Source organism: Pseudoalteromonas sp. McH1-42 (genome assembly GCF_022347845.1).
Lineage (GTDB): Bacteria > Pseudomonadota > Gammaproteobacteria > Enterobacterales > Alteromonadaceae > Pseudoalteromonas > Pseudoalteromonas rubra_D.
The window spans coordinates 278,642-303,745 of the sequence record NZ_JAKRFU010000001.1 but is presented as its reverse complement, the minus strand read 5'-3'; the positions used below and the strand labels follow the sequence as shown (position 1 = coordinate 303,745).

At 44.3% G+C, this 25,104-nt stretch carries 14 protein-coding genes; 10 read left to right on the top strand and 4 right to left on the bottom strand.

Going from position 1 to position 25,104, the window contains the following annotated elements:
* Window positions 1-455 precede the first annotated feature (455 nt).
* Both MHN31_RS01150 and MHN31_RS01145 read right to left on the bottom strand, forming a co-directional pair.
* Window positions 456-629 (bottom strand): hypothetical protein, encoded by a 174-nt coding sequence (locus MHN31_RS01150; RefSeq protein ID WP_164517458.1) that lies wholly within the window; start codon window positions 627-629, stop codon window positions 456-458.
* 1,523 nt (window positions 630-2,152) lie between these two features.
* On the bottom strand, window positions 2,153-2,866 hold the full coding sequence (locus tag MHN31_RS01145; RefSeq protein ID WP_125557289.1) for a LuxR family transcriptional regulator: 714 nt from the start codon (window positions 2,864-2,866) through the stop codon (window positions 2,153-2,155).
* Between the two features lie 336 nt (window positions 2,867-3,202).
* Between MHN31_RS01145 and MHN31_RS01140 the strand changes: the two genes are divergently transcribed.
* Window positions 3,203-7,162: a hybrid sensor histidine kinase/response regulator transcription factor gene (locus tag MHN31_RS01140; protein WP_239443215.1), complete on the top strand. Its 3,960-nt coding sequence runs from the start codon at window positions 3,203-3,205 to the stop codon at window positions 7,160-7,162.
* 72 nt (window positions 7,163-7,234) lie between these two features.
* Here MHN31_RS01140 and MHN31_RS01135 read toward each other — a convergent pair whose 3' ends face one another.
* Complete coding sequence (locus MHN31_RS01135; RefSeq protein WP_164517457.1) at window positions 7,235-7,405, bottom strand: hypothetical protein; 171 nt, start codon at window positions 7,403-7,405, stop codon at window positions 7,235-7,237.
* Window positions 7,406-7,788: 383 nt separating this feature from the next.
* Here MHN31_RS01135 and MHN31_RS01130 point away from each other — a divergent pair, with 383 nt between their 5' ends.
* From MHN31_RS01130 to MHN31_RS01115, 4 genes are all read left to right on the top strand, one after another.
* Window positions 7,789-9,741: a BNR-4 repeat-containing protein gene (locus MHN31_RS01130; protein ID WP_239443214.1), complete on the top strand. Its 1,953-nt coding sequence runs from the start codon at window positions 7,789-7,791 to the stop codon at window positions 9,739-9,741.
* Window positions 9,742-10,372: 631 nt separating this feature from the next.
* Window positions 10,373-10,972 carry a class I SAM-dependent methyltransferase gene (locus MHN31_RS01125; RefSeq protein ID WP_239443213.1) on the top strand — a complete coding sequence of 200 codons (600 nt, stop codon included), beginning with the start codon at window positions 10,373-10,375 and terminating at the stop codon, window positions 10,970-10,972.
* The gene (locus MHN31_RS01120; protein ID WP_239443212.1) at window positions 10,965-13,937 is read left to right on the top strand and encodes a DEAD/DEAH box helicase family protein; all 2,973 of its coding nucleotides are present in this window, start codon (window positions 10,965-10,967) and stop codon (window positions 13,935-13,937) included. Before MHN31_RS01125 ends, MHN31_RS01120 begins: the two co-directional genes overlap by 8 nt.
* 10 nt (window positions 13,938-13,947) lie before the next feature.
* Window positions 13,948-16,476 carry an NACHT domain-containing protein gene (locus MHN31_RS01115; RefSeq protein ID WP_239443211.1) on the top strand — a complete coding sequence of 843 codons (2,529 nt, stop codon included), beginning with the start codon at window positions 13,948-13,950 and terminating at the stop codon, window positions 16,474-16,476.
* Window positions 16,477-16,486: 10 nt separating this feature from the next.
* On the opposite strand, the gene MHN31_RS01110 is transcribed toward MHN31_RS01115, so the two are convergent.
* A complete protein-coding gene (locus MHN31_RS01110; protein ID WP_239443210.1) occupies window positions 16,487-19,654 on the bottom strand; it encodes a DEAD/DEAH box helicase in 3,168 nt (1,055 codons plus the stop codon).
* Between the two features lie 274 nt (window positions 19,655-19,928).
* Between MHN31_RS01110 and MHN31_RS01105 the strand changes: the two genes are divergently transcribed.
* The 5 genes from MHN31_RS01105 to MHN31_RS01085 all read left to right on the top strand — a co-directional run bounded on the left by MHN31_RS01105 (window position 19,929) and on the right by MHN31_RS01085 (window position 24,783).
* Window positions 19,929-20,177, top strand: a complete 249-nt coding sequence (locus MHN31_RS01105) for a hypothetical protein (protein WP_239443209.1) — start codon at window positions 19,929-19,931, stop codon at window positions 20,175-20,177.
* Between the two features lie 777 nt (window positions 20,178-20,954).
* Complete coding sequence (locus tag MHN31_RS01100) at window positions 20,955-22,187, top strand: hypothetical protein (RefSeq protein ID WP_239443208.1); 1,233 nt, start codon at window positions 20,955-20,957, stop codon at window positions 22,185-22,187.
* A 7-nt stretch (window positions 22,188-22,194) separates the two neighbouring features.
* Window positions 22,195-22,458: a hypothetical protein gene (locus MHN31_RS01095; RefSeq protein ID WP_239443207.1), complete on the top strand. Its 264-nt coding sequence runs from the start codon at window positions 22,195-22,197 to the stop codon at window positions 22,456-22,458.
* A 382-nt stretch (window positions 22,459-22,840) separates the two neighbouring features.
* Complete coding sequence (locus tag MHN31_RS01090) at window positions 22,841-23,605, top strand: transporter substrate-binding domain-containing protein (RefSeq protein ID WP_239443206.1); 765 nt, start codon at window positions 22,841-22,843, stop codon at window positions 23,603-23,605.
* Window positions 23,606-23,679: 74 nt separating this feature from the next.
* Window positions 23,680-24,783, top strand: coding sequence for a DUF4124 domain-containing protein (locus MHN31_RS01085; RefSeq protein WP_239443205.1), 1,104 nt, complete (start codon window positions 23,680-23,682; stop codon window positions 24,781-24,783).
* Window positions 24,784-25,104 lie beyond the last annotated feature (321 nt).

Here is a 25,104-nt window from a genome sequence, read left to right as displayed (position 1 = left end):
GGGATGACGCAAAGCGAGGTCGGGCCGTGGCAGGCTTGAGCGCATTTACATACTGTGAGCCTAATATGTTTGGCCAATCTGGTCTTTGAAGCGATATTGCATGTTAAATGCGCCTTCACTCGACATGAGATCAACTAAGTCGCCTTTCAACCACCTTGGGTGTGACAGGTGTCGCCTAAGCTATTTACCCCGCCGTCATCCCGGCCTCCGAGCCGGGAACTACCTACAAACCGCTCGATACGCCAGATACCCATAGAGATTTCGTTGCCTATAGTTCTCGTAAAGGGGCTTTACATTTTTCTCAGGCTCGATCAGGTGTGTAGAGCTGTGAGTAAAGGGCTATAGAAAACGGCAAATATACGTTTGTTCTGAGTGGGGGGCAGAAATGGCCAGATAATGTGAGAGGTTCATTTGGCTTACTGTACAGGGCACTCAGAGTGCCCTTTTTTACCTGCTTATCGAGGGATACAGGTATTCACTGGGAAATAAGAAAAATATGGGCAACCTTTCTGTACTCGGGTTGGCGGAATCGCACTTGCCCCGCCGGCGATCATTGGCGTTTGATCTGAGTCCAGTGCATTTTTATTGCCCAGGTTTTTTAGGTTCTTTTTGCTTAGGTGTAACTTCATGGGGATTTCCTTCTTCTGTTTATAAATTGTTCGGTAATATTCTTTGCACAAAGTTTACTTTGTGTAAATTGAAAGAATCTAATGTGTTAAATTTGCGTTCTGATATGAAGTGACAATCCATACGTTGGGTTTCAACGTAGCAAGCAGTAATTCTCTGTTTTTTTGTATGATTTTTATGCTGTAGCCTTTGCGTAGAGTAAGTTTAGTACAGAGGTTTTTTTGTTACATCCATATTTTGTTCTCATTTCTTGGTTAATCTTTCGGGACGGTCTGAGGGAGCATTGTCTACTTATGAATTGAGCTGTTACCAAAAGCAATCACTTGTGTGAAGTTGCTTGGTTTGGTTGGGAATATTTCGTATTTTTATGCGCCAGAAAGTAACGGTTCGATAATTTATTTGGTCTTATTCCAAAGAGTAAATAGATTCAATAAGTATAGTCGCTGGCCAGGGTAGCCTGAAAAGGTGGTCAGTATAAAAGACTGTAATTGAGAGTACTTGTATTGAGGCACACAGGATGTGCCTTTTTTACCCCAGTGCACCTGCACTAATATCAGCCGCCATATCTTTTTAGACAAAACATAATGGACTATTCGCGTTTTACCTATAAAGCACGCCACTATGTTTCGAATTTTAATGTCTGTACTCCCTTTTTGGGGAGTTATCATCGCCGGTTTTCAGGCGTATATTCTCTATGCACTTAAACAGTCAGCCGGATAACAAGACAAGGCTCAATAGGCGTTCTCATCTTGCTGTAATTAGGCACAGCTGGCACTAGCGCACAGGCAATACCACAATAAAAATTAGGGGCTTTGGCATAGCCATTATATCGCCGTGTTTAGGAAAGGCCTGACATGCAAGCAGACGATAGAAAAATAATGTCTCAAGACATAGAGCAAAAATAACCATAGCATGCACGAAACTTGTCCTCAGCAAGTAATACTATAAGTGATCAAGTTTGAGGCGAAAAAATAGGGTCGATAACACCGCTCCCGCATCCTGCTATCGCTGAGGCACCTACACCCAAATAGGCGAGGCAAAAATTTATAAGCTTATACCTTAGGTAGCGGTTCTAAATGGGAAATTTTATCGCTGTTAGCGTCCTATTTGCTCCTTCAAATAGGCCAGGAAATTAAGTGAAATTGGTATACTACCTGAGCCCTTGGATATCATCACACACCAGTCATGCGGATTAGCCGATGGCTGAAATAAGCATTTTATTTTGATATGTAAAGCCTGCAACATATTAGGTGTACTTGTAGGGAACTCCGGGCTTTCCCGGGAGTCGAAAGCTTACAATAAGCAAAGTGTTATAACGAGTAATAATGGTGCTTTGAAAGCCAGGTTCAACCGGGGTACTGGCACTTTGTTGGTTATTGCGAACTGTGATTTTGCCGCGGAGCAGCAAAAGTAATTAACCAGCCAGGATGTTTTCTCAGGATTGAGCATTAAGGATCCAGCTAAGTAAATTGAGTGTCAATAAGTAGGCCAACCACAGGGTACTTCCTTTTGGTTGGCCTCTTTTTTATGGAATGAGCAAGCTTTGTTTTGCTTTGAGTACTGCCTCTGTTCTGTTTGCTGCACCCAGTTGATTAAGGATCTGGCTGACCAGCTCCTTAACTCTGTCCTTAGATACCTGCATCAGTTCAGATATTTCAGGGTTAGTCATGCCCTTGGCCATATATAGCAAACACTCGCTGCTCTTTGGCGTTAATGTTGGTCGCAGAAATAAATAGTCCGGGCACTCTTTGATAATTCTGGGGATCAGAGTGAGTGTGATGTCACTTAATATTGTACTATGCTGATAATATACAGATTTTATCTCATCGTATGATTGGCTGGAAAAAAAGTTTACCAACACAATCGCACCGCTATAGTGGACTGGTATGACTATACCGCCATTGATGTTTTCCTGAGCCAGAAGATTTCCCAGAGTTTTTGGGGCAAGCGATGCATTGTGATAGTCATGAGTGCTCCAAAAGCGCGGCGCCAGTGTTTGCTGGCAGTAGTGGATAAGGTCATCAGAAAAACAATACCCATCCGTAAAGTAGGCGCGAAGGAACTGTTCGGAACACGTAGAAAGGTACCTGAACACTGGCTCGGTGCCATTCACCCCAACAATGAGAAACTGGTCCATGCCCAGAGGTTCTGAAAATCGGCTTAAAGAGGTAGTGATGGCTGTCTCCGGATACAGTGCAAACGCATCCGAATGGCTGATTTTGTTACCTGAGTAATCCATATAGACTCCTGTGTGCTTTTTTGTTTTGTCGCAGGTTCCGTTTTTTCGTTCTGCACCTTTAACATAATGAGTTTTTTGATATATCAGTTATGAGAAAAGCGACGCCTAGCACTGTAAAAGCGACACATTAAAAATATTAGCAAATAAAACAATGGGATATGCTTTTCAGTGTTGGCGATATGGCATGTCTTTTTGGTGGTTGATTATTGTGCAAATCAAAAAGCTCATCTTTTTGGATGAGGGTTGTTGGCAAATTTTTAACAAATTTGTTGACTGTACCTGTTAAAGGTTATAGAAAGTAATTACGCATTTTACAGGAAGGACGTAAGCGCAATAATGCTAAAATGGAGCCTGGTAATTATATTATTCGTTATTATTCAGTGCCATGTCCAGGCGCGCGAGGTGTCCCAGCTCAGGCTGCATCTTCAATCCATCGACAAGCTTGATATGGTCACCATCATTAACTCCGTTTCACAAGACAGTCAGGGCTATTTGTGGATCAGTGGTACGTCTGGTGTATTGAGATTTGATGGTTATCAGTCCATATTCTACCCGCACCCGCTTGCAAGAAAAGTTGTGGAAGATGCTCAGGGACGCAGGTGGTTGCTGACAGGCCATGGTTTGTATCTGCATAATGACCAGCAGGACAGTTTCATGCCTTATATGGACACGTTGCGGCAACAGGTTCCTAAGGGCACACGTCTGTTCAAGGATAGCTTTCTTTCTGTCCGCACCATGGATAATGATGCTTTCAGACCGGCTGCTTTATATCAGGATAGCCAGGATAAGTTTTGGCTTGTGGGCGATGATGGTCAACTAGTCCATTTTTCTGCTGATGAAGATGCCTATCAGTTATATGACCTTCACAGCTCAGGGGTTAAACACAACCTCCGTTTTAGTGTCACTTTGTATAAAGGTGCCCCTTTATTTATCTCTAAACTTGGCGAAGTATTTTGGTTTGAAAGATCGTCCGGAACTTTTATTAAACTATGGCAAAACAGGGGACTTGCCGATACTAGAATCGTTACGACCGGACCTGATAACGCTTTGTATGCAGTATCTGAACAAGGTTTTTTCAGGCTCGAACAGCCTGACTCCAGTCAGCCTTCTCTGATCCATTTTAGTGATATTGATCACCATGCGATTACTTCTGTGCGTTCAGGAAGACATGCGGTTTACCTGGGAACTGGCTCTGAGCTCATTGTATTAGATTCTAATGACAGAGTGAGCCGGGTTAGCAAGTACCATTCTGATGCGCAAATTCAGCAAATATTTCTGATAAGTAATGTATTTGATGATCAAGGTACAGTTTGGCTCGCAACCAATCGCGCCATATTTGAAGTAGAACTTAAACATTCCAGTGACTCAGCCAATGAGATTTCTGCGGTAACCCAGCAGCCTAATATCGATGGCCTGCAGTTTGATGAAGGCGATAATCTGTGGTTTGTGAGCCTGAACCGTGTATACGTAAAGTACAAAGGCCATGCAGAATCCAAACCTGTATATCTGGATCCAGCTCAGCCGGAACTCGATGTTCACACTGTTTATGCCGGGCGAGACGGAACACTGTGGTTTGGTGCATCATCTGCCTTATACCGACTCGAAAAGGGCGCGTCCTTAGCAACCAGGGTCAGTGTGCCACCCGTCAATGCGGGTAACGACTTTGAGATAAGAGATATTGAACAATCGGAAAATGGTCATTTATGGTTGATGACCTTTCAGGGGATCGTAGAATACGACCCCTACACTGAGCGGCGGGTGTCCTTTTTACCTGGGCATTTTAAAAATCTGAAAAAAGGCAGTAATGACGAAGTTTTGGCTTGCGGCTTTGAAATCTACATATTAGGTCAGGGCGTACCGACTAAGGTTGAATTACAAATACCGAAAAGTAATAAAAAGCTTGCTGTTTATGACGCCGATATTGACCCTAAAGGGCGACTCTGGGCAGCAACCTCTTATGGGTTGTTGCTCCACGACTTGCAAGCCAAGCGCACACAACAGCTCGACCTGAACGGTGTATATCCCAATGTATTATTTGCATTTATTTACCGGGATCGCGCAGAGCACATGTGGCTGGCCGATATGGCTAATTTGTACAAAGTCTCGTCAGACACGCTGCAAGTGCTGTATTCAACTCCATTTAAGCGCCTGAGTATAGGGGCAAAAACATATGACAGCGCGTCTGAATCCGAGGCAGGAACCTTATATCTGGGTGGTATAAATGGGATTGCCGCATTATCAAACACACAAGCCCTGGCCCCTTATGGCGTGCATATAAGCAGAGTAAATGTTCAGGGCGAGCCGTATGCGGTATACCAGGATGAACAGTATTCAGAAAATACAATTCTGCCAGGCAGGTGGTTCAATAGTACCCAGAGGAATTTTAAGTTTGAGTTCGTTAATATCAAACGGGACCGGAACGTTGATGTGTATTATCAATATCGTTTGCTGGGCTTTGATAAGGACTGGACGGAGGCAGAACAAACGCAACGCAGCGCTACTTACACTAACTTGCCGCCGGGTATATACAATTTTGTGATTAGAAGCAGGGCGATTTCGAGTGACTGGACTGAATCGCGCTTTGAATTTGAAATCGCAACGCCCTGGTATTTAACTGGCTGGGCTTTCACACTTTATGCTTTTGGCTTTGTGATGTTGATTGGTCTTCTTCTGTTTGCCAGAACATACCAACTGAGGCGACGTAATCTGCACCTGGAAGAGCTGGTACTGTCCCGCACCAAAGAAATAGATCAAAAGCGTGCACAAATTACCAGCTTGATGGAAAGTAAAAATGTGTTTTTTGGCAATGTATCCCACGAGCTGCGAACGCCGCTGGCCGTGATCATGCTGCCAATTAAAAGCATGTTGAAGCAAGAAAATAATGACGGTAATAGCAAATGGCATGCAGCCTATTCACAGGCCCTTAGGCTGGAAAAACTCATCGACAATCTGATCCGCTATGCAAAAAAAGACGATGTCTCCCCGTTTGAAAATCATCACTTTACTGCCAAAGAGGTGCTGCTAAAGCAGGCTCATGCATTTGAGTTGCTCGCCAACGAAAAACAGATCCACTATAAGGTTACACATACCCTGGATGCACAGGAAGTTTTGCTGAACGAGGCCGACTTTGAACAGATAATTACAAACTTATTGTCTAACGCTGTGAAATATACGCCTGAAGAAGGTGAGATTTTTATAGAAGCGCACCAGCGTGGCGGATTCCTGAAACTTGTGTTTACTAACTCCGGGCCCGGTATTTGTAAATCCTTACAGGCTGATGTGTTTAAACGATATGTGCGGGGCGAGCACAGTGAAATAAGCGGGCAGGGGATTGGTTTGTCTGTGGTTCATCAGCTAATCAGTGACTGTGGAGGCGATATAGTGCTGAGCAGTGAGCCGGGACAAGGGTGTCAGTTTACCCTCATGCTCCCTCTTTACAGTGAAGCCATAGCGAACGATCCAGACTGCGGAGTACAGACAGAGACTGAGTTTCAGGTGACTGATAAAGCTGAGTCTAATGCCCATGTGTTGATTGTGGAAGACAACCCACAGCTAAGAATGATGCTTAAGGAGTCCTTGTCTGAGTGGTTTGATTGCACAGTTGCCTGTGATGGAGAACAAGGCCTGTTGCAAGCAAAATCTGAGTTACCTGATCTCATTATCAGTGATGTGATGATGCCCAAAAAGTCAGGGCTGGAGATGCTGCAAGAGATCAAGCAGGATGAGACAACGAGCCATATTCCCGTGATATTACTGACAGCAAAAGAGGATGACGATAGCCGAATTTTAGGCTTTGAAGCAGAAGCAGATGATTATATAGGGAAGCCTTGTGATCTTGATGTGCTAAGGCATAGGGTTGAAAACCTGATCAAAGGGCGTAAAAAACTGGCGCGGCTATTTGCTGATCAGATCTTAGGTAGTAAGCCCCGGGTGGGAGCGCTCCGTGATACAAAACGGCTCCCCTTTATTGATAAAATTCAACAAGTAATAGCGCAAAATTATCAGGATCCTAAATTCGATACTGAGAGCATGGCGAGCCATGTGTTTTTGAGTGTACGACAACTGCAACGCAAAACCCGAAACCTGACAGGGTTGTCGCCAAATGCGCTGCTCAGGCAATACCGTTTAGAGCAAGCTCGTACGCAGTTACAAGCGGGTACTTTAGTCGCTGAGGTTGCTTATCAGGTCGGGTTTTCATCCCCAGCTTATTTCAGTAGTTGCTTTAAAGCCGAGTTTAATATGTCTCCGCAGCATTATACGAAGCAGTATGAGAAAGAATCTGAGCGACGAGAGTGAACCAACGTAAAAAGGCACATTGTGTGCCTTTTTTATTTTTAATTAATTATATAGACCAACATGCGCCTTTGTTTACCACCAATTTGGATCACATGTGGTAATATTTGAGCCTGTTGCATGTGGCTTGCTATTTGGTTGGAATGCGCCTGCTGCTCCCCCTTGCACGCGCGGTGTTAACTGTGCCTGTATTGCTTGATTACCTGACAGATTCTTCATCTTTTTTGTTTTTAGATTAAGTTTCATAATGGTCTCCGTTTTGTTATGTCACCGGGGATCACTGTTACATTTTCGGAGCCGCATGTAAATGGTTTTGTTGCAAAAATGAGTACGCCTTCCTCCCCCCATCTGGGGAGTGTTTTTACAAAGAAAGACTGCTAAAGAACAAGGCAAGTTAGGTGTAGTTTGGTTCCCTCAGACGCGCTGTGATGGACTCTTTAGTCAGCTATTACATACCGAAAATGTAATGTGGTTATATTTTGAGTGATGAACTTTTCTTTTTGGGTGTTATTTAATGATTTATTGTTAATTTTTATTTGATTATGGCCTTGTTATTACGTCTTTACTCTTGTTTAATGGCCGTGAATTTGTACTGTTTAGGTACAAATCATAATAAAAAAGGAATAACAATGAAGACAAAAGCAACAAAAGCCCTGATAGCAGGGTTATTACTTTCACCTGTGCTTAGTGCACACGCAGCGCTTGACCCAACCAAAGGATATGCTGATCCGTTTAACTTCAACAATCATGGTAAGTGTAGTTTCAATGATTCAGGCCCGAGCTATTCAGATGACTCTGACTATAACTACGACACATATATCAAAAACAAAGTCTCGCCGTATCACCACTTGAATACCACCCTGAATGAACGTTTGCTGCGCGGCAGTTACTATAGTCTGGACAATCAGCTGTTCTATGTGGGCGGACAAAATGTGCCTAAGTATTCCGGCCCAGCATCGACAGGCTCAGCCAAAGCGGCACCGATGGCCGTTCAGAGCGGCGACTGGACTTATTACATCATCAATGGTGCTCACTCAGACTGTGCCTTGAATGCGCCTGCGCCAAATAAAGGGTATGAACGTTTGGTGTACGCAGTGGGTGCCTACAACCACAAAACGGGCATGATCAAAGAGCCTGTGATCGTGCATGTTAAAGACACCAGTGATTTTCATGATACTGCAGTCCTAAATGTTGACAGCCAGGGCTATGTTTATGTGTTTATCTCCGGGCGTAACTCAACCCGTGGCGGCCTTATTTACCGCTCATCCAATAAACATGATAATTTTTTTGCAAACTTAGGCTCATTCAAACTGGTCGATGCAAAGAACGAACGCGGCCTGACACTGGACAGAGATCATAACTGTACTGACAGCACTAAGAGTTGCTACAACCTAGGCTTTACCTATCCGCAGGCATGGTGGGTTAATAATAAGTTTGTACTGCTGAATACCCGTTATATCCAGGCACCTACTGAGATGACCAATAAGTACAAGCAAACTGCGCGTCGCCAGCTTTATATGACGGAATATCTGCCACAGTCGGGTGGCCTGACGGCTTTGACAAGTAAAAAGCTGGTTGCACTGGATGATAAACTGAGCTTTGGTCACTATTCAGTAAGTACTGAGCGCAATGGCGTATTGGCTATGGCCTTTAATGTGCATATGCCAGACAGCTGCACATTGAAAACTGGTGCACGAAGTGAGTGTCTCGCGCTTGGTAAAAATGGCATAAAACAAAACCGACATGTCCCTAACGACAACCGTACTAACCTGTACTTTATGTATTCCAGAGATGGCGGTAAAACCTGGAAAAATGCCAAACACAGGACACTGATTGACACAAGTCGTGGGCAATACATTAATACCCTGAATAAGCTCAACGAAGCCTTATTGTATCAACCAGATACCAGTGTTGATATCGTGAGTGGCTACCATCCCGAAAGCACAACCATTAAAAAGCGTATTTACGTTAAAGATCTGGACATTACCACGAATGGGTATGGTGGTTACCTGACCTCTTTGAAAGTGCTGGTCACAGAGGCCGATGGTATTCACGGATTTGTACCAAAAACATCTGCTGAGTCTCGTCGTATGATCCGCGCATTGGTAATCGATCAGAATGGCAACAAAGATTATGTTGGCTGTTACAACTCAGCTGATTGCTGGGCTGATCACGCTTATTCATCTGGTACGGTGATCTCTCATGGCCAAAGCGGTTACAGCGAGCTTGCTTTCCCAATGTCCAGCGGTGACAAGCTGGCCGGTGGTAAAGTGCACCTGTATAACAGCAATCTGAAAACAGCGGGTGACGTGAAAGTGTGGAGCTATATGGGCGCACAACACTACCGTGATCCGAACGATGTAAACTATATTCGTAAGGTACACGACGCTAAATCTGTAACGGGTCAAGAGCCTGTTTACTTCTGGGCACAAAGCGCCAGTAATTCGCGTGTTGATCTGGTGCTCTCTGGTCGCTACGGTCAGCAAGTTCAGTTGACAGGCAACTTTGGTACAAGCAAGAAAATGGCCTGCCCAACGGCCTATGTGTTTAACCGCTGTACAACGGCAAATAATGTTATGTAAGTAAACATCACAACACCGACTCTGGTAAATACGCCAGAGTCGGGCACGGCCTGATCTTGTCACCTTTCCAACAAGTTCCATCTCACCCTGCCCAAATAGCTTATAGTGTCATCCTGGCTAACGAGCCCGTAGCGTCATTCCGGCAAACGAGCCGGAAACCACCCACCGAAGACACTAATAGCTTGCGCTATTCACATTGAAGAAAGCGCCATTCTCAGTGTGTAATAACCTGTAATAGCAATAAAAATCGCCATGAGTTACTTTTAAAGGTTTTTCAAAATCAGGGTAAAGCTGCCTTGAGAAAAACAAACTGGACTCATTATCTAATTTGTAACCAAAATTTGAACACTTGTATTAAAATCGCTAATAACGGCGGACAAAAAGCTACTCAATCAGACAAAAGTGTTGTAGATTATTCTTGTGTCTGCACCAAATATCGGACTACGGTTTCGGTATCAAAGCAGCACCAGACCGCTAACAAGAACAGTTAACAAGAATAGTTTTAAAGTGTCGCGCAAAGGAAGTTGTAACCGCCGAACAACAGGCAACGAGCCGGGAACCCCCGAATGCCATTACCTGTCCCACTGCATCATCTCCTTACCAGCTACACCACAGAGTAAACGGGTGAGAGATGTCTGACTCCACATTAGAATACTATAGCCGCAACGCAGTCAGTTTTGCCGAGGAAACGTTCGCGGTAAATATGCAGCCACTGTACGACGAGTTTTTACCTGCCATACCCAAAGGTGGAAAAATCCTCGATGCCGGCTGCGGCTCAGGCCGCGATGCACTGGCGTTTAAAAACCTCGGCTACCGGGTCGATGCCTTCGACGCCTGCGCAGAGCTTGCCAATATCGCCAGCTTCCATCTGGAACAACCCGTAGGTTGCTTCAGTTTCGACGAACTCAGAGACCTCAACACTTATGACGCCATATGGTGCTGCGCAAGCCTGTTACATGTCCCCATGGCAGAGCTCCCGGCGGTTTTTCAGTGCCTGCAAAAAGCACTCAAACCAGAAGGCATCATCTATATCTCGTTTAAATACGGCGAAGGCGAACGCACCACAGGTGGCCGCGCATTCACTGATCTCACAGAGCAGAGCCTCAGTACCTTACTTGCACAAAACACCGGCCTCAAAGCAAGCAAAACCTGGCAAACCGGCGACCAACGCCCCGGCCGCGAACACGAACGCTGGCTTAATGCTTTGTTGGAAAGGGTGAGTGGTGAATAGTTTTAGTCAGAGCACCGTATTGCAAAATAGCGCACGTCAGCTGACGACAGGTGGCTCTGACCCCTTATTGCCAAAGCTTGTGCATGCCATTAACCATGCCGACGAAATAGAAATCACTGTATCTTTTATTCAACCAAGCGGACTGGCGTTGTTGTTCGACCCCCTGCTTGAGGCATTACGCAGTGGCGCGCAATTAAAACTGCTCACTTCTGATTATCTGGACATTACCAGTCCAGTGGCATTACGGGAGCTAATGACCCTGGTTGAGCGCGGCGCTGATATTCGCATCTATGAAAGCGATAAAAGCCAGAGCTTTCATATGAAGTCGTATATTTTTGTCAAAACGCAGGAAAACAGCGCAGAGATTGCAGCGGGCTGCGCTTTTGTCGGCTCAAACAATATCAGTAAAAGTGCGTTAACGACGGGGCTTGAATGGTGTTTTCGACATGACTACACCCATCCACCAGGCAGCAAAGGTGCCTGCGAATTCAACCATATTCGCCAGTCTTTTGCTGAGCTGTTTTCTCATTGCAACGTTAAAACACTCAGCCATATCTGGATTGAAGCGTACATACAAAGACGAAAAGCGCCGCAGTTTATTGTCGCTGGTGAGACGGAAGACGCCAGCGATGCAGAGCCCATAACACCGCGCGCCGACCAACAGTTGGCACTGGATGCGCTGGCAGAAACGCGGCGTCAGGGCTTCAGGCGGGGGCTTGTGGTGCTGGCAACCGGAATGGGTAAAACCTGGCTTTCGGTGTTTGATGCGCAGCAAATGCATGCAAAGCGAATTTTGTTTGTTGCCCATCGTGAGGAAATCCTGACTCAGGCCCAGCGCACATTTGCGCGCCTGTTACAATGCAAAACCGGGTTATATACGGGCAAAAAGAAAGATGCGGATGCAGATTGTCTTTTTGCATCGGTCCAGACGTTAGGTCAAAACCACCATCTACAGCGGTTTGCTCAGGATCATTTTGATTATATCGTGGTGGATGAATTTCATCATGCCAGTGCCCGGGTTTACCGTGCATTGCTCAATTACTTTACACCACAGTTTTTATTGGGCCTGACTGCCACGCCGGAGCGTACCGATCAGGCCGATATACTTGGACTGTGCGACAACAACCTGGTGTTTGAACGCAACCTCACTCAGGGGATCGGCAACGGCACACTGGTACCATTTCAGTATTATGGCATTTGGGATCAAGACGTTGATTACACCGCAATTCCCTGGCGCAATGGCCGGTTCGACCCGGATGCACTGGAAAATCAGTTTGCCACCAGTAAACGGGCGGCACATGCATTAAAAGAATGGCAAGCGCGTAAGCAGCAACGCACGCTGGCATTTTGCATTTCTAAGCGCCATGCCGAACATATGGCCGGGTACTTTAATGATGCTGGTGTTAAGGCGCTGGCCGTACACAGCGACTCTCAGGTACGCCGTAATGATGCGCTAAAGCAGCTTGAGCTAGGGCAGATTGAGATTTTATTCTCCGTTGATTTATTTAACGAAGGCACCGACTTACCCAGCATTGATACGGTATTGATGCTGCGGCCCAGCGATTCCAAAATTCTGTTTTTACAGCAGCTTGGCCGGGGATTACGTACCTGTGAAGGCAAAACCCACCTCACCGTGCTGGATTTTATTGGCAACCACCATAGTTTTTTGAACAAACCGGCGGCGCTACTTGATGCGCAAGGCGCAAAAGGGGTCACGCAAGCACTGAGAGATCCGAAATTGCCCGAAGGGTGTTTCATTAACTTTGACCTGAAGATCACTGAATTTTGGCAGCAACTGGCCAAAATACAACGCACCACAGCACTGGAAGATTATGAGCATCTGGCGCAGTTGCTTGGTCATAGCCCGAGTGCAAGCGAGTTTTATCGTCACTACGGCGACCTGAAAAAAGTAAATAAACAACACGGCAGCTGGTTTGCGATGCTGGCCGATATCGGTGACCAAATCAGCGCTGACTGGTTAGCGCCTTACGTTGATTTTCTGTTTAATGCTGTACAGCAAACCAGTATGACTAAGTGCTTTAAGGCCATTTTATTGCAAGCTTTTATACAGCTCGACGGCTTCAGGGCCGCACCAACCCTGATGGAATTGGCTAAAGTCAGTGCGGCAATTTTAGCACGCTACCCGCACCTTAAAGCACACGACCTGCCTGAGTCTAAACGAGCACTGGAACCAGACAGCCAGACCTGGTTCAGTTATTGGTTGGGTAACCCCATTGAAGCCTTCACCGGACTTAAAAAAGCAAAACAAGGCACTGTCTGGTTTAAGGTCGAAAAAAACGGCGAAGATTTGAAAACAGCCCGGCTGGTTGCTCAAGTGAATATTGGCCAGCTCCCGGACCTGGATATCGACAAGCTGGCAGATTGCGTTGCAGAGCTTATTGAACTCAGACTGGCTGAATATACCCAGCGCATCGAAAACAAGCGTATTTCAGAGCCGCAAGCAGCAACCCCTGAGCCGGATGGCGAAAAAGAGCCAGACATAACAGAACAGCAAAGTGAGCCCGAGAGCACCAATGTGGTTCAGTTGCCGTATTTCCCCAATCTAAAAATTGCCTGCGGCCACTTTAAAACTGGCGACGACAGCGACATGACATGGCGCCCGGCACCTGACCGTGCTGGCAGGGTAGATCCGGACAAGCACTTTCTGGCCCATGCCAGCGGTAACTCAATGAATGGCGGCAAAAACCCCATTCTGGATGGCGATTTATTGGTACTGGAGCGCATCAGCAGCGACAACGCCGGTTCAATCACAGGCACCACTATCGCCATTGAACGATTTGACGAATCGGGCGACGCCCAGTTTTTACTACGCGACGTGCAAAAAGAATACAACGAAGAGGGCGAAGCCAGATACCTGCTGGTCGCTCGCAATCCGGATTACACAACCATAATCGCGGACGATAGTTTAGTGACGTTTGCGCGGCTAAGAAAATCCTCCATATAAAGAGAAAATTATGCTTGATATTTCCGATGAAGAAGTACTAATAAAGTTGGCTGAATTGAGGGAGGATGACTTAAGCAAGAGCATATTAGTTCCGTTATTTCAAATTATCTATGGCTGTAGAGCTGAGTTTGTAGGTGGGAGAGAGGAAAAAGGTCGTGATATCATTATCTACAGGAATGATCCAATTGATGGGGTACATCCATACGCTGTACAAGTAAAAAAAATAAAACCTACTTCGAACTCTCAAAGTAACTCATTTCAACAACTGATAACTCAACTCCATCAAGCTTCTTCGGAAGAAATTATTTGTCCAGAAAGTCACGTAAAACTGCAAACCAAAAGGCTGATTTTTGTTACTCCTTTTAATTTAGGTCAACGGGTAATGGATAGCCACTATGGTGCTCTAAAAAAAGCTAAATTGGAGGGCGTGTCAATAATTGATGGAGCTAAATTGTTATCTCTTTTGCACAGTAATGCTCCTGATCTCTTGCGTTCTTTAATGAGAGATAATGAAATTCTGAAGAGTTATATTAATCCAGAGCTTACAAATGACTCTTTAATGAAGGCTATTAATCTTGGTGACAAGAAAAATGTATTTGATATTTATTGTGAAGTTGACTTTTCTTTCTTTCTAGGTGCAGGAATAGAAAGCCCAAATTTTAATTTTGTCAATGAAGGGAAATATATAACGAAATCTTATAATTTGGAAAGGTTAAGGGATGTCATTGATAGAATTGAGAAAACTAAAGAAACTACAGGGTTTATGTTAGTTTCTGATGGGGTATTGCAGAAATTTTTAAATATAACAAAAGGAGTGGATGAAAGGAAAAGTGAAATTTCTCAGTTAGATGTTGCTATACGAGAGGATAGAATGCAGCTCGCGGAAGATCTATCGTCTCTGAGTGGTAATTATTACAAAAAATTTAGAGCAAATGGCATTGTTGATTTTATTAAGTACTTTGAAGGTGAATTTGATTCATTTTCAAGTTTGAACTCTAAGCTTTATGACTCATCATTAAGCAAGTGCTATAACCTGAGAATAAAAAAGACCAGATATGACGAATTGTTAAAGCTTATGGATGAAGCTTCCTATACCCTGGAATTTGACCTGGAAGAAGTTACTAGAGCTCTAAATTCAGCGTTCAAGTCAATGCGGAATTTTAACTTTAAATCTGAAGACTTGGATGACTATTTTACGCTAATTGATAATGCTAACAGTACACTTTTTTGGTATGGAGAATTATCTAAAAGCATTAATATAGTAGATGTTGAAAAAGTGCAGTGTATTAAACCACCTATAACACTAAGTAAAGTCTTTAACTCCAATAGAAATATTATTATTTTAGGGGACGCAGGGTCTGGCAAAACTACTAGTCTCCAGTTTTTTGCAAAAAGCCTTTATGAAGAAAAACAAGGAGGTGTGGTTGTATTTTGCACTCTTCACAAGATTTGTTCATTCGGGGAAGCGGATAAAGAGCGTTCACTAGCTAAACTAATATCCCGTTACCTTATTTCATTGGGTATTAGGAAAGGAGAGCTAGAATTAGAGGAAGTTTTAAAGAATCAGAAGGTAACTTTAATTCTTGATAGTATAGATGAAGCCTGTGTCACGTTCCCTTGGGTTATTGATTCTTTGATCGTGCTAGGTAAGCATGTCACTAATGGGCAGGTTATTACGTCTTCAAGAAAATCTATAGAAGATGTAAAAGAGCTCGGTTTTATGTCATTAACATTGTGTCCATTTGATGAGAGACAAAAAGAGCTGTTTTTCTCAAAGTGGTTTAATAGCAGTAACATGGCTAAAGAAGTAGTAAGGCACTTAAAGGAAAACCCCAAATTAAGTGAAGTTGTAACTAACCCATTGTCGGCAACAATCCTGGCAACCTTGAAGGAAAATAACATTCCCCTACCTTCAACTGAGTCGTCTTTATACCAAAAACGATTCGATCTATTGAGTGGGTTGTTCGACAGGTTTAAAGGTGTCAATCGTTCGAAATTCAGACCTGAACTTTTAATTGAGTCAGCTCAGTATTTGGCATTTGAGTTTCATATTAATAATCAACGTAAAATGTTAAAAGCAGATGCAGTTGTTACTTTATCTGAAAGTTCAATTAATTTCGGGTGTGATAGCCCAAAAGAGATTGTATTGGAGTTAATATCGCCATGTGAGATACTTCTACCAGAAGATAAGGGGATGTTGAGTTTTGGTCATTTAAGGTTCCAGGAGTACCTGAGTAGCATAGAGCTTGACAAAAGGAAGAGTTTACCTTTACACCGTATGCTTAAAAATAAATGGTGGCATGATGTTATATATTTATACTCACAGACATCTAGAGATATTAGTTGGCTTATAGATGATGCAATTTCAAATAACTATACATATGATGTCAGAGATTTATTTGAGCGAATTATTGAATTAAGAAAAGGTAAAGAAAAGGAAACACTTAATCAGCGAGTGGTTAGTGCTGTAGAGGTAGAAATGGATGAAAGGGGAATTTCCCAGAAATACGATGACTTCGATTATCTTTACGATGAGTGAAAACTCCTACTCACCCCACCGCTAATTTCCCTGCCTCATGCCAGATATCATTCGGCATGGGGTGGTGTAATTTCCAGGTGATATCCATAGGTTGGCTGCCTTGGTGCTGAACGTAGCTCACCTCGCCAAAATTGACAAACCCCATGGTTCTGCCGTTTTCGTCTTTGTTTTGTTCGCGAACAAATAAAAATAATCGTTTTCCTGTTTTTTTATGCTGGATATAACTCAGCCCCTTTCCGCGTTCCGGGCGGGCTGTGTTCTGGCTTTGCCAGTGGAAAAGGGTAGGGCTGATGGCGTAATCATTGTATAAAGTTGTGGGTGAGTAAACTTTTTCGCATTTATTTAGAGTAACAAACAAAATCTCAATATTCAGAGACTTGAATTCTTTCACGCCTTCGCGTGATGATGAGCGTTTTGCAAAGGTGTGCTCTCCCATGGCCGCGAAGATCTGTTCTCGAGTGTATCGGCTATGTAGCTGTAGTGCTTTGTTAGGCAAAGATGCCAGTGGCTGTTCTAAGTGTTCGACACGATTGATTAAAATAGATAATACGTCTTTTAGCTCAGCAGTTAGAACGGGATGATTTAGTGCTCTAAGGCTCGCGGCTACGGATTTCGAGTTTGCCTGATTTTGTGGTGTTTCCCAAAAGTTGTAAAACGTCATCATAGCCAAAGCATCCTTTGTTTTGCTATCAAACTGTTTGACTTGTGATACATCGAACTGGTTGTCGCACAAAGCATGCAGAAAGCTCAGATAGGTAAGTGAGTTACACACCAGTAGTTGCGTATTGATTGCACGGTTATAAGCTTTAATGAGTAATAGTTCACGCTCAACCAGTTGAGGTTGAGTCAGAATGTGCCATCGGCTTATGCCAGATTGTGTGGCCTTATAGGTATCCTCAAGCGTGACACTGGGATTAACCTGTAGAAAATTGGCCAGGGTTAAAGGCAGGTTGGTATCCTGCGCAAAGCGGTTAATTAGGGCTCTTAACCTGTTTAAGTTATTCTCCGCTTTACGAATATTATTGAGAATAACTTCTTTGCTTTGTTTTTGCAGCTCAATGCGACAACCCAGCGGCAAATGTGGAAAACCGTCTTTAATTTCATTGCCGATGGCGGTATTTGTTTTGCCAATCAGGCCCCTGAATTTGGTGGCGAAATCGTATTCTGGCCTGGCATTGCCGACAAAATCGAGCACGGTACAGCACTCTTTTTCATCATTGCTAAGCCGCAGGCCCCGACCTAGTTGTTGTAAGAACAATGTCAGGCTTTCGGTTGGACGTAAGAACAGCAATGTATCAATTTCTGGAATATCGACACCCTCGTTGAAAATGTCTACCACACACAAAATATTGATGTCGCCGCTGCGTAGGGCCGCTTGCATTTTGTGTCTTTCTTGGGTGTTATCGCTGGTTAACACATTTGCGCTGATGCCATTTAAATTGAATTGCTTTGCCATGAAATTGGCATGCGCTTTACTGACACAGAACGCCAGCGCTTTGATGTGATGCACGTTGACGAGAATATCCTGCATACTGGCGATAATTTTTCGCGCTCTTTGGTCGTTATGCGTGTATAGCTGTGTAAGCGCGGCTATATCGTAGCGTCCTTGTTTCCATGGAATAGTCCGTAAGTCAGTCTCATCATCAATAGCAAAGTAATGGAATGGACATAAGTGCCTTTGGTTGATCGCTTCTGGCAATCGTAATTCTGCCGCAATGACCCCATCAAAGTCGTTTAGGATATTTCCGCCATCCTGCCTTTCAGGTGTAGCTGTCAGGCCCAGTAGTATTTGAGGAGTAAAAAGCTCTAAAATATCTCGATAACTACGCGCTGCTATATGGTGTACTTCGTCTATTACCACGTAGTCAAAGTAATCGGCTGTCAGGTATAGGGAGTCAAGCTGGTTGTTGAGTGTTTGCACTGATGCAAAGAGCTGACGATAATGCTCTGGCTTATGGTTACCAACCCAAAGTTCTCCAAATTGGTTGTCCTTTAAAACGGCTCTGAAAGCGCTTCTGGCTTGTTTTAATATTTCTTCTCGATGTGCAACAAATAGCAATTTGGCATCTGGCTTGTCTTTGATAAATTGCTGGAAGTCGAAAGCGGAAATAAGTGTTTTACCTGTACCGGTTGCAGCGACTACCAGGTTTTTAGTGCGATTGTGGAGTGTTCGTTCAGCACTGAGTTTATCAAGTATGGTGCGTTGATGAGGTTTAGGGGCTAAGTCAAAATAATAGTGGCTGACATCTGAGACCTGATCTTTATCGTTTGATAAAGCTGCTTTGAGTTTCTGCTTACAGGTTTCCTGACCGGTGTATAACTCAAATTCATCTGATTCCCAGTAGGTTTCGAACGTACTGAGCGACTTTTTGATTATATGAGGGATTTCCTGACTCGTGATCTTTAAGTTCCACTCAAGCCCGTTTGATAGTGCGGAGTATGAGAGGTTGGAAGAGCCGATATAGCCTGTATGAAACCCGTTGTTACGCATGAATAAATAAGACTTGGCATGGAGCCTTTCATTGCGTGTGTTATAGCTGATTTTGACTTCGGTGTTTGGTAAACCTGCCAAAAAGTCAATGGCGCGTTGATCTGTAGCCCCCATGTATGAGGTGGTAATGACTTTTAGCTTTTTACCACTTTGAGTAAATTCGCGCAGCACCTCTTTGAATATGCGGATCCCTGTCCAACGGATAAATGAAACTAACCAGTATATTGTATCTGAGGACTGTATTTCTCGCTTTAGCTCGCTCTCCAAAGACAAGCCCGCATTAGCACCAGAGAACAACTCGCTTTGAGTAAGCCCGGTTTGAGGAAAGATGGTATCACTATATTGTGCCAGGTCAGCTGCTAAAGGGTTACGTTTATCGAACAAGGCTGTGAGTATTTTACCTTGTGTATTAACTAAGTTCTCTTCGATGCTTTGCGCTTCACTTAGCTGATCTTTAAGCCAAAAAACAAACTTGTTAGCGAGCTGGATCTGCTGTTCCAAACGGTTTTTTTCACCTGCTGGTATGCTGTCGATTGCAAGTTGCATGAGCTTTGACATAAAACGTGATAGCCAAATGGCTGCTTCATCACTTTCTAGTTGACGTTCGCCAACATAAAATCGTTCTCGATCAAGTTGTTGCTCTACTACCTGTGTGATTAGTTGTTCATAGATGCCAAACTGCTGCACGGGCTATCCTTATTGTTTTTATGTGCTTGAAACGTCTTTAGTTTAAATCCTTTGTGAAGATCATTAAAGCATTGAATACAGTTCACCCAAATTTTGGTAACTCCTTATTCACAATAATGAAGCAAAAAATCAATCAGTACATTTTATCATCAGGCTGGGTAATAAATTACTCGTTAATAAAACTCAAAAAGCAAGTAAAAGGATTAAGAAAAGAAAAAGCTGATTATTGCTGTTGCACTTAGCACGTGCGCTTTTTTCTGCGGCCAGATAAGTGGTGTTACATAACGCGGGTGTTTATGCCAACAGCTCAGTAAAGCTGGATGTATGGGCGACTGCTTACAATGCGTATGGTTATTGCCATATCAATGGGTTTGATGATGCGGTTCGTTTTACCACTAAGTGTGGTGAAGACGAGTCGACTTTTGCTCGCTATGCCGGTGGCACAAAGTGGGTTCAAAAAGACAGTGGCTCAAAAAACCGCTGTTATGAGCTAATTGAAACGGTTACTTGCACAGATAATTAAAACAGCCTGTTGGCGGCATCGTCCGCTGACTGGATTTAAGTGATTATTCTAAATTGAGCTTTTGGCTGCGTATGCGGCCTTTTTTTATTCTGCTCTTTACCTTCCCTGTTCTGGGAGGTATGTCTTATAAACCCCTCACTCAGATGTATCGAGTATTGCGACTCGTTTCGAATACAGGTCGCCTGGCTGACATGAATAGTGTGCCTATACGACCAAAATCTAATGCTGTCAGGCTTTTGCTTGTACCTTTAATGTGGTTACATTGTAATCGTCTGTAATTGCTTTTGCTGTGGATGATGTGCGACTGTAGTGCCTGCCAACGGCGTGGTACCCAATTTAATGTACTGACGATAAGCAGATTACAGGTCTGGTTTTGCGAATACGGGATTACTACGCACTTATTTTTGGCTGAATGACAGCGATGTCTTTGTGGTTGTGAGTTACACAAAGCTGAGCGTGTATGCTCACCGCTTATGCGATCTACGCCATAGGTATTTTTGACAAATCGGGTGTTTGTTGATTCCGGTCTCATGTGAACCATCTGGATATTCAGATGGCCTTTATAGCAATGCCAGGCTCCCTGTGTGGCATTGCTTTTTTTATGTCGTACTTTGTCGTGGTTATACAAGGCTAGCCATCTTTAACGCTGTATAAGTGCATACTTAATGAGCGAACAACCGGTTTTTTTGTATAACAGCTGTTATTTAATGGTTAATGCCTTTACCTTCGCGCTGCTGGGCGGTATAACACACTAAACTCATGCAAAAACAATTTTCTATGTCTATTCAGTTGATTAAAAAAGCTGTAAAAGCCTTTTCGGCAAATAGTGAGCTCCAGCCAGATATTCTTTACATTGAAGGATATTTAATGGGGCTGGGTGTTGCGTTGCAGCCCCCTTTGCCAAGTGAATGGCTTGAGCACTTATTTGGTCACTACACGCTTGAGCACGCTGAGCAATTAGAAGCCGTGATGGATTTTCATACCCTGTGCTTTCGCAGAATAGCGCGAGATGAAAATACCTTACCTAAGCAATGCGTAGTATCTAAAACGGATCCCGAGGATAGTCTGGGCAACAGCAAACCCTTGCCACTGTATTGCATGGGCATGTTGCGTGCGCTTACCTGGATAAATACCGAGCATATTAATGCCGAGCAGCGTCAGCAGTTACAGTGGCTGAAAGAAATTCTACGTGGTTTTACCAGCTATGAGCAGGCCCGACGAGAATTTGATGACGACAGCGGGGATTTTACCAAAGTGCTGTTAAAGCAACGCCGTATGATCCCAACGTATGTTGCCAATACCGCTTACGCCATGCGTTTTGCGGATGATATGGTGGAAGTGTTGGGTGAATATGGTATTACCGATGAAGAAATGCTTGAGCAAGCCCACGAAGTGTTTAACGACATGCTGGAAGAAGTTTTAGATCGCGACGACGAGGATGCCATTGCGGAGTTCGACAGTCTGGTTAAGCGGTTTGAAGAGAACATGATCACCCCTGATTATAGAACAGAAAACATGGGGGTTTTCTGGAAAATGCATGAGACACGGCCCTATATGATGCTGCGTGCTAAGCGCGCACATTTGAACCTGTGTTATGGCAATCCTGATAAAGCGGCTGAAGAGCTTCAGGATCTGCTTAAGCTGAATCCCAATGACAACCAGGGTAACAGGTATTTATTACTGAATTGTTTTATTGTTATGCAGGACTGGGCACAGCTAAGAGACTGTTTGGGTCAGTTTAGCGAGTACTCAACATTTACTCAGGCAGCACACGCTCTGATGTTATATGCCACAGAGGGAGATACCTCTCAAAGCCGCGAAGCCAAAAAGGCCCTAAAGGATCGTAACAGCCATTTTCAGATGATAGCGACCGGGCAGAAAAAGACGAAGACTTGTTTTGATACTTATGCACCCGGTAGTGAAGAAGAGGTCGATTATTATCTTGAGGCGGGCGGTAAAAAAGCCTGGCTGAGTGTAGAGGGAAGCTTATTCTGGCTGCGGCAGAAGTAACCGTCTGATGTTCTCTCCATTGATTACAGCGCTGGTCAATGTGTTTAAGCCACAGCCAAAGCGTTGGGCAGAGCAGCCTTTTGAGCATGTGGTGGTCACAGAGTTTTATAGTGCTCCTTGTGTAAAACGACCTTTGGAAACAGGCGATCCCCTACTCACAATGCATGAAGAGGGTATCTTTACCATAGGCCATGTGCAAAAAGCACCGAATCATTGTTTGAATAAGGCACGTAACTACGATTGGCGTGAAGATCCTATTAATCTGTCTTAGTTATTTTTGATTGGCATGGACAAGGTCCTGAGTGCGGGCACTGTCTAATCAAAGAGAACTTCACTGTCCCGTTTATTCGCCAGCTTTCCCTAATTAGCAGCTCACTACCATTCCATCGCTTTTGATAACCATCAGCGTATGACAACCTACTCATATTCAGCTGCTGAGCGGTCTGCAAGTAGTTCCCGTGTCGGAGCTCGGGGTGTGGATGGATCTGGTAATGAGATGACATCGGGAGGCGTTATTTTTGGCGTTAACTTGGTGGTAGAGTCATTCTTAGCCCCTGTACCTGATAATCTTAGTATTTGGCTTGAAGGGGGGATGAGTGAATTTATGCTAGACTCAAATTTGGGTTGAGTTATCGAAAAGGTTCGATTGTTGTATGCGTGAGCGCTGTAAGTCTCTGACTGGTATAGCCATCATTTCATATCTGTTGCTGGTTAGTCATGCTGCATTTTCTACAGAGTTAGTGGTAGGGTTTGGCCTGAGTCGTCCACCCTATGTGGATGAACGCAGTGGCTCAGGTATCAGTGTTGAGCTATTTAAACAGGCAGCAGAGCCTCTGGGCTGGCAATATAAAACGTTATTTGTATCCATTAAGCGGATGCAGCGTTTACTCGAACAGGGTGACATAGATGTTGCAGTTGAAATGTCTCGCGCCCAGCCTGGATTGTATTATTCCGTGCCTTTTATTTCTTACAGTAATTATGCTATTCACAGCCGCGATCCAGGATTCACTCTGACTTCAATGCAGGAGCTTGCCAGGCACAGTATTTGCGCGTGGCAAAATGCGTCAGAACACCTTGAACTCACTGAGATTGTGGCTGGCAAAGAGGATTACCTTGAGTATTCAAAGCAACGGGAGCAAGTGATTGAGTGGTTAAATGGCAAATGTGACGTGATCCTGATTGATGATACTTTACTGCGCTGGCATTTGTCTGAACTCAACCAGTCATCTTCGGTGCACATTAATAATCAGTGGGGGAAAGTGTTGTTACCCTTTGAGAATAATCCGCTCTGGTTTTATGTTGCGTTTACAGACAAACAGCTCAGAGACGAGTTTAATACCAGCCTCAAACAACTGGTTCAGACTGGTCGCTATCAGAAAATCAGAGAACACTGGGCGACCACGAAGAAAAACGAATAACACGGACTTAGCAGTCATAACTGCTACGCTATCAACCTTCTATCTTGATACTTCAGTCGCCAAGGAGGCGGACAATGAGAGACTGGAAATCGAACTTGGCACTTTCAGCGCTCGTTTTACTGGCGCTTTATCTTAATCGGGAAATAGTTGTTGAGCGTTTGGGGCTCGAACGGTTCATTGAACCGGATGCCTTAGAGCAGGAGCAACATAATACGGCCAGAGAGCAAAGCGCGAGCACCGCATCAGAGCAGATCGTTGAGCGGGAGGCGGACCATAACATATGTGGTGCGCCAATACAGTATCGTTGTAACAGCGCGTCGCAGGGTAAAGTGAAAATACAAAGTGCTAATGGCATCTATACCTGGCAGGATGATCGGGGTATTACGCACTTCAGTGACAGGCCTGCGCAACAAGGGGCGAGTGAATACCAGTTTAAATCGAACCATGCACTGGACTATTTTGACCTGGAACTGGATTATGGTGTCCTCGGGCAGGCGTTTCGCAACCGTCTGGAAGCCAGGTTAAACGCCGTCTTTCGTACTTATACGGGGATCATTGGCCTTGAAGCAATGCGCAAGGTGAAGCTGCGTATTGTGATTGCCAATAATCGCCGTGCTTATAAAAAAATGTTGGATGTTCTGGGCTCCAGTGCGGCAGGAAATCAGGGGATTTACAAAACCGCCCATAATATTGCCGTAGTTGAATTTCGTAGTGAGTCACAAGCCATGCGCACAGCCATTCATGAAGCGGTTCATGCAATTAATCAGGCGGTGCTTGGCAATACACCTCGCTGGTTTAACGAAGGCACTGCTGAATATTTTGAATATATCGAAACTTCTATGAATCTTAGCCAGTTAAAACCTAATGGAGCCTGGGTACGTAATGATTATTTGGTGGGAGGCTTGCTGCATCCAAATAGTCTGTTTGAAGCTGCTGGTTCATGGCAAGGTAAAGCGCAGAGCGTGATGTACAGAAGTAGCTGGGCATTTGTTTATTATCTGATGAGTTCTCAGCGCGGTCGCTCTCAGCTCAAACATTATATGCGTCTTGAGCAGGAAGACCCATGTGATCTGCTTGGGTTGACTCAGATCCAGTTTATCTTTGAAACCCGCGAAGGTCAGTTTGCTAACAGTTATGCTCAGGTAACGCAGCAAAAGTTAACTGCACATCGTTTTTAACACTGCAGCTTTAAAGTGCATATGCGAAAAAGGATCGGGTGGCATCGATTAGGTGTTAATCGGGTATTTGAAGCAAGGTGCCGGGGAGGCTGGAGAGGTTCTCAGGAGTCCATTGCAAGGACTGGATGGTTGAAGTGAGTAGGCACGCGGGCTCTGAGATTAGCGAGTGACACTTTTGTCCTCTGTATTGTTCACGCCATTCCAAGTTGGGGCATTGTAGCTGGACCTTCGGGTATCACTTTTTGCTGTTTTATTCTACTTGAGTAAAGCAAACTGCGTTAGGCATTGAAGGTTGTAACTTTGTTACCTGCCAGGCAGAAC

What these genes read in the sequence shown, in the direction of transcription:
- MHN31_RS01150 (WP_164517458.1), bottom strand. Translation starts at nt 629, where the DNA reads ATGAAGTTACACCTAAGCAAAAAGAACCTAAAAAACCTGGGCAATAAA.
- MHN31_RS01145 (WP_125557289.1), bottom strand. Translation starts at nt 2,866, where the DNA reads ATGGATTACTCAGGTAACAAAATCAGCCATTCGGATGCGTTTGCACTG.
- MHN31_RS01140 (WP_239443215.1), top strand. Translation starts at nt 3,203, where the DNA reads ATGCTAAAATGGAGCCTGGTAATTATATTATTCGTTATTATTCAGTGC.
- MHN31_RS01135 (WP_164517457.1), bottom strand. Translation starts at nt 7,405, where the DNA reads ATGAAACTTAATCTAAAAACAAAAAAGATGAAGAATCTGTCAGGTAAT.
- MHN31_RS01130 (WP_239443214.1), top strand. Translation starts at nt 7,789, where the DNA reads ATGAAGACAAAAGCAACAAAAGCCCTGATAGCAGGGTTATTACTTTCA.
- MHN31_RS01125 (WP_239443213.1), top strand. Translation starts at nt 10,373, where the DNA reads ATGTCTGACTCCACATTAGAATACTATAGCCGCAACGCAGTCAGTTTT.
- MHN31_RS01115 (WP_239443211.1), top strand. Translation starts at nt 13,948, where the DNA reads ATGCTTGATATTTCCGATGAAGAAGTACTAATAAAGTTGGCTGAATTG.
- MHN31_RS01100 (WP_239443208.1), top strand. Translation starts at nt 20,955, where the DNA reads ATGTCTATTCAGTTGATTAAAAAAGCTGTAAAAGCCTTTTCGGCAAAT.
- MHN31_RS01095 (WP_239443207.1), top strand. Translation starts at nt 22,195, where the DNA reads ATGTTCTCTCCATTGATTACAGCGCTGGTCAATGTGTTTAAGCCACAG.
- MHN31_RS01090 (WP_239443206.1), top strand. Translation starts at nt 22,841, where the DNA reads ATGCGTGAGCGCTGTAAGTCTCTGACTGGTATAGCCATCATTTCATAT.
- MHN31_RS01085 (WP_239443205.1), top strand. Translation starts at nt 23,680, where the DNA reads ATGAGAGACTGGAAATCGAACTTGGCACTTTCAGCGCTCGTTTTACTG.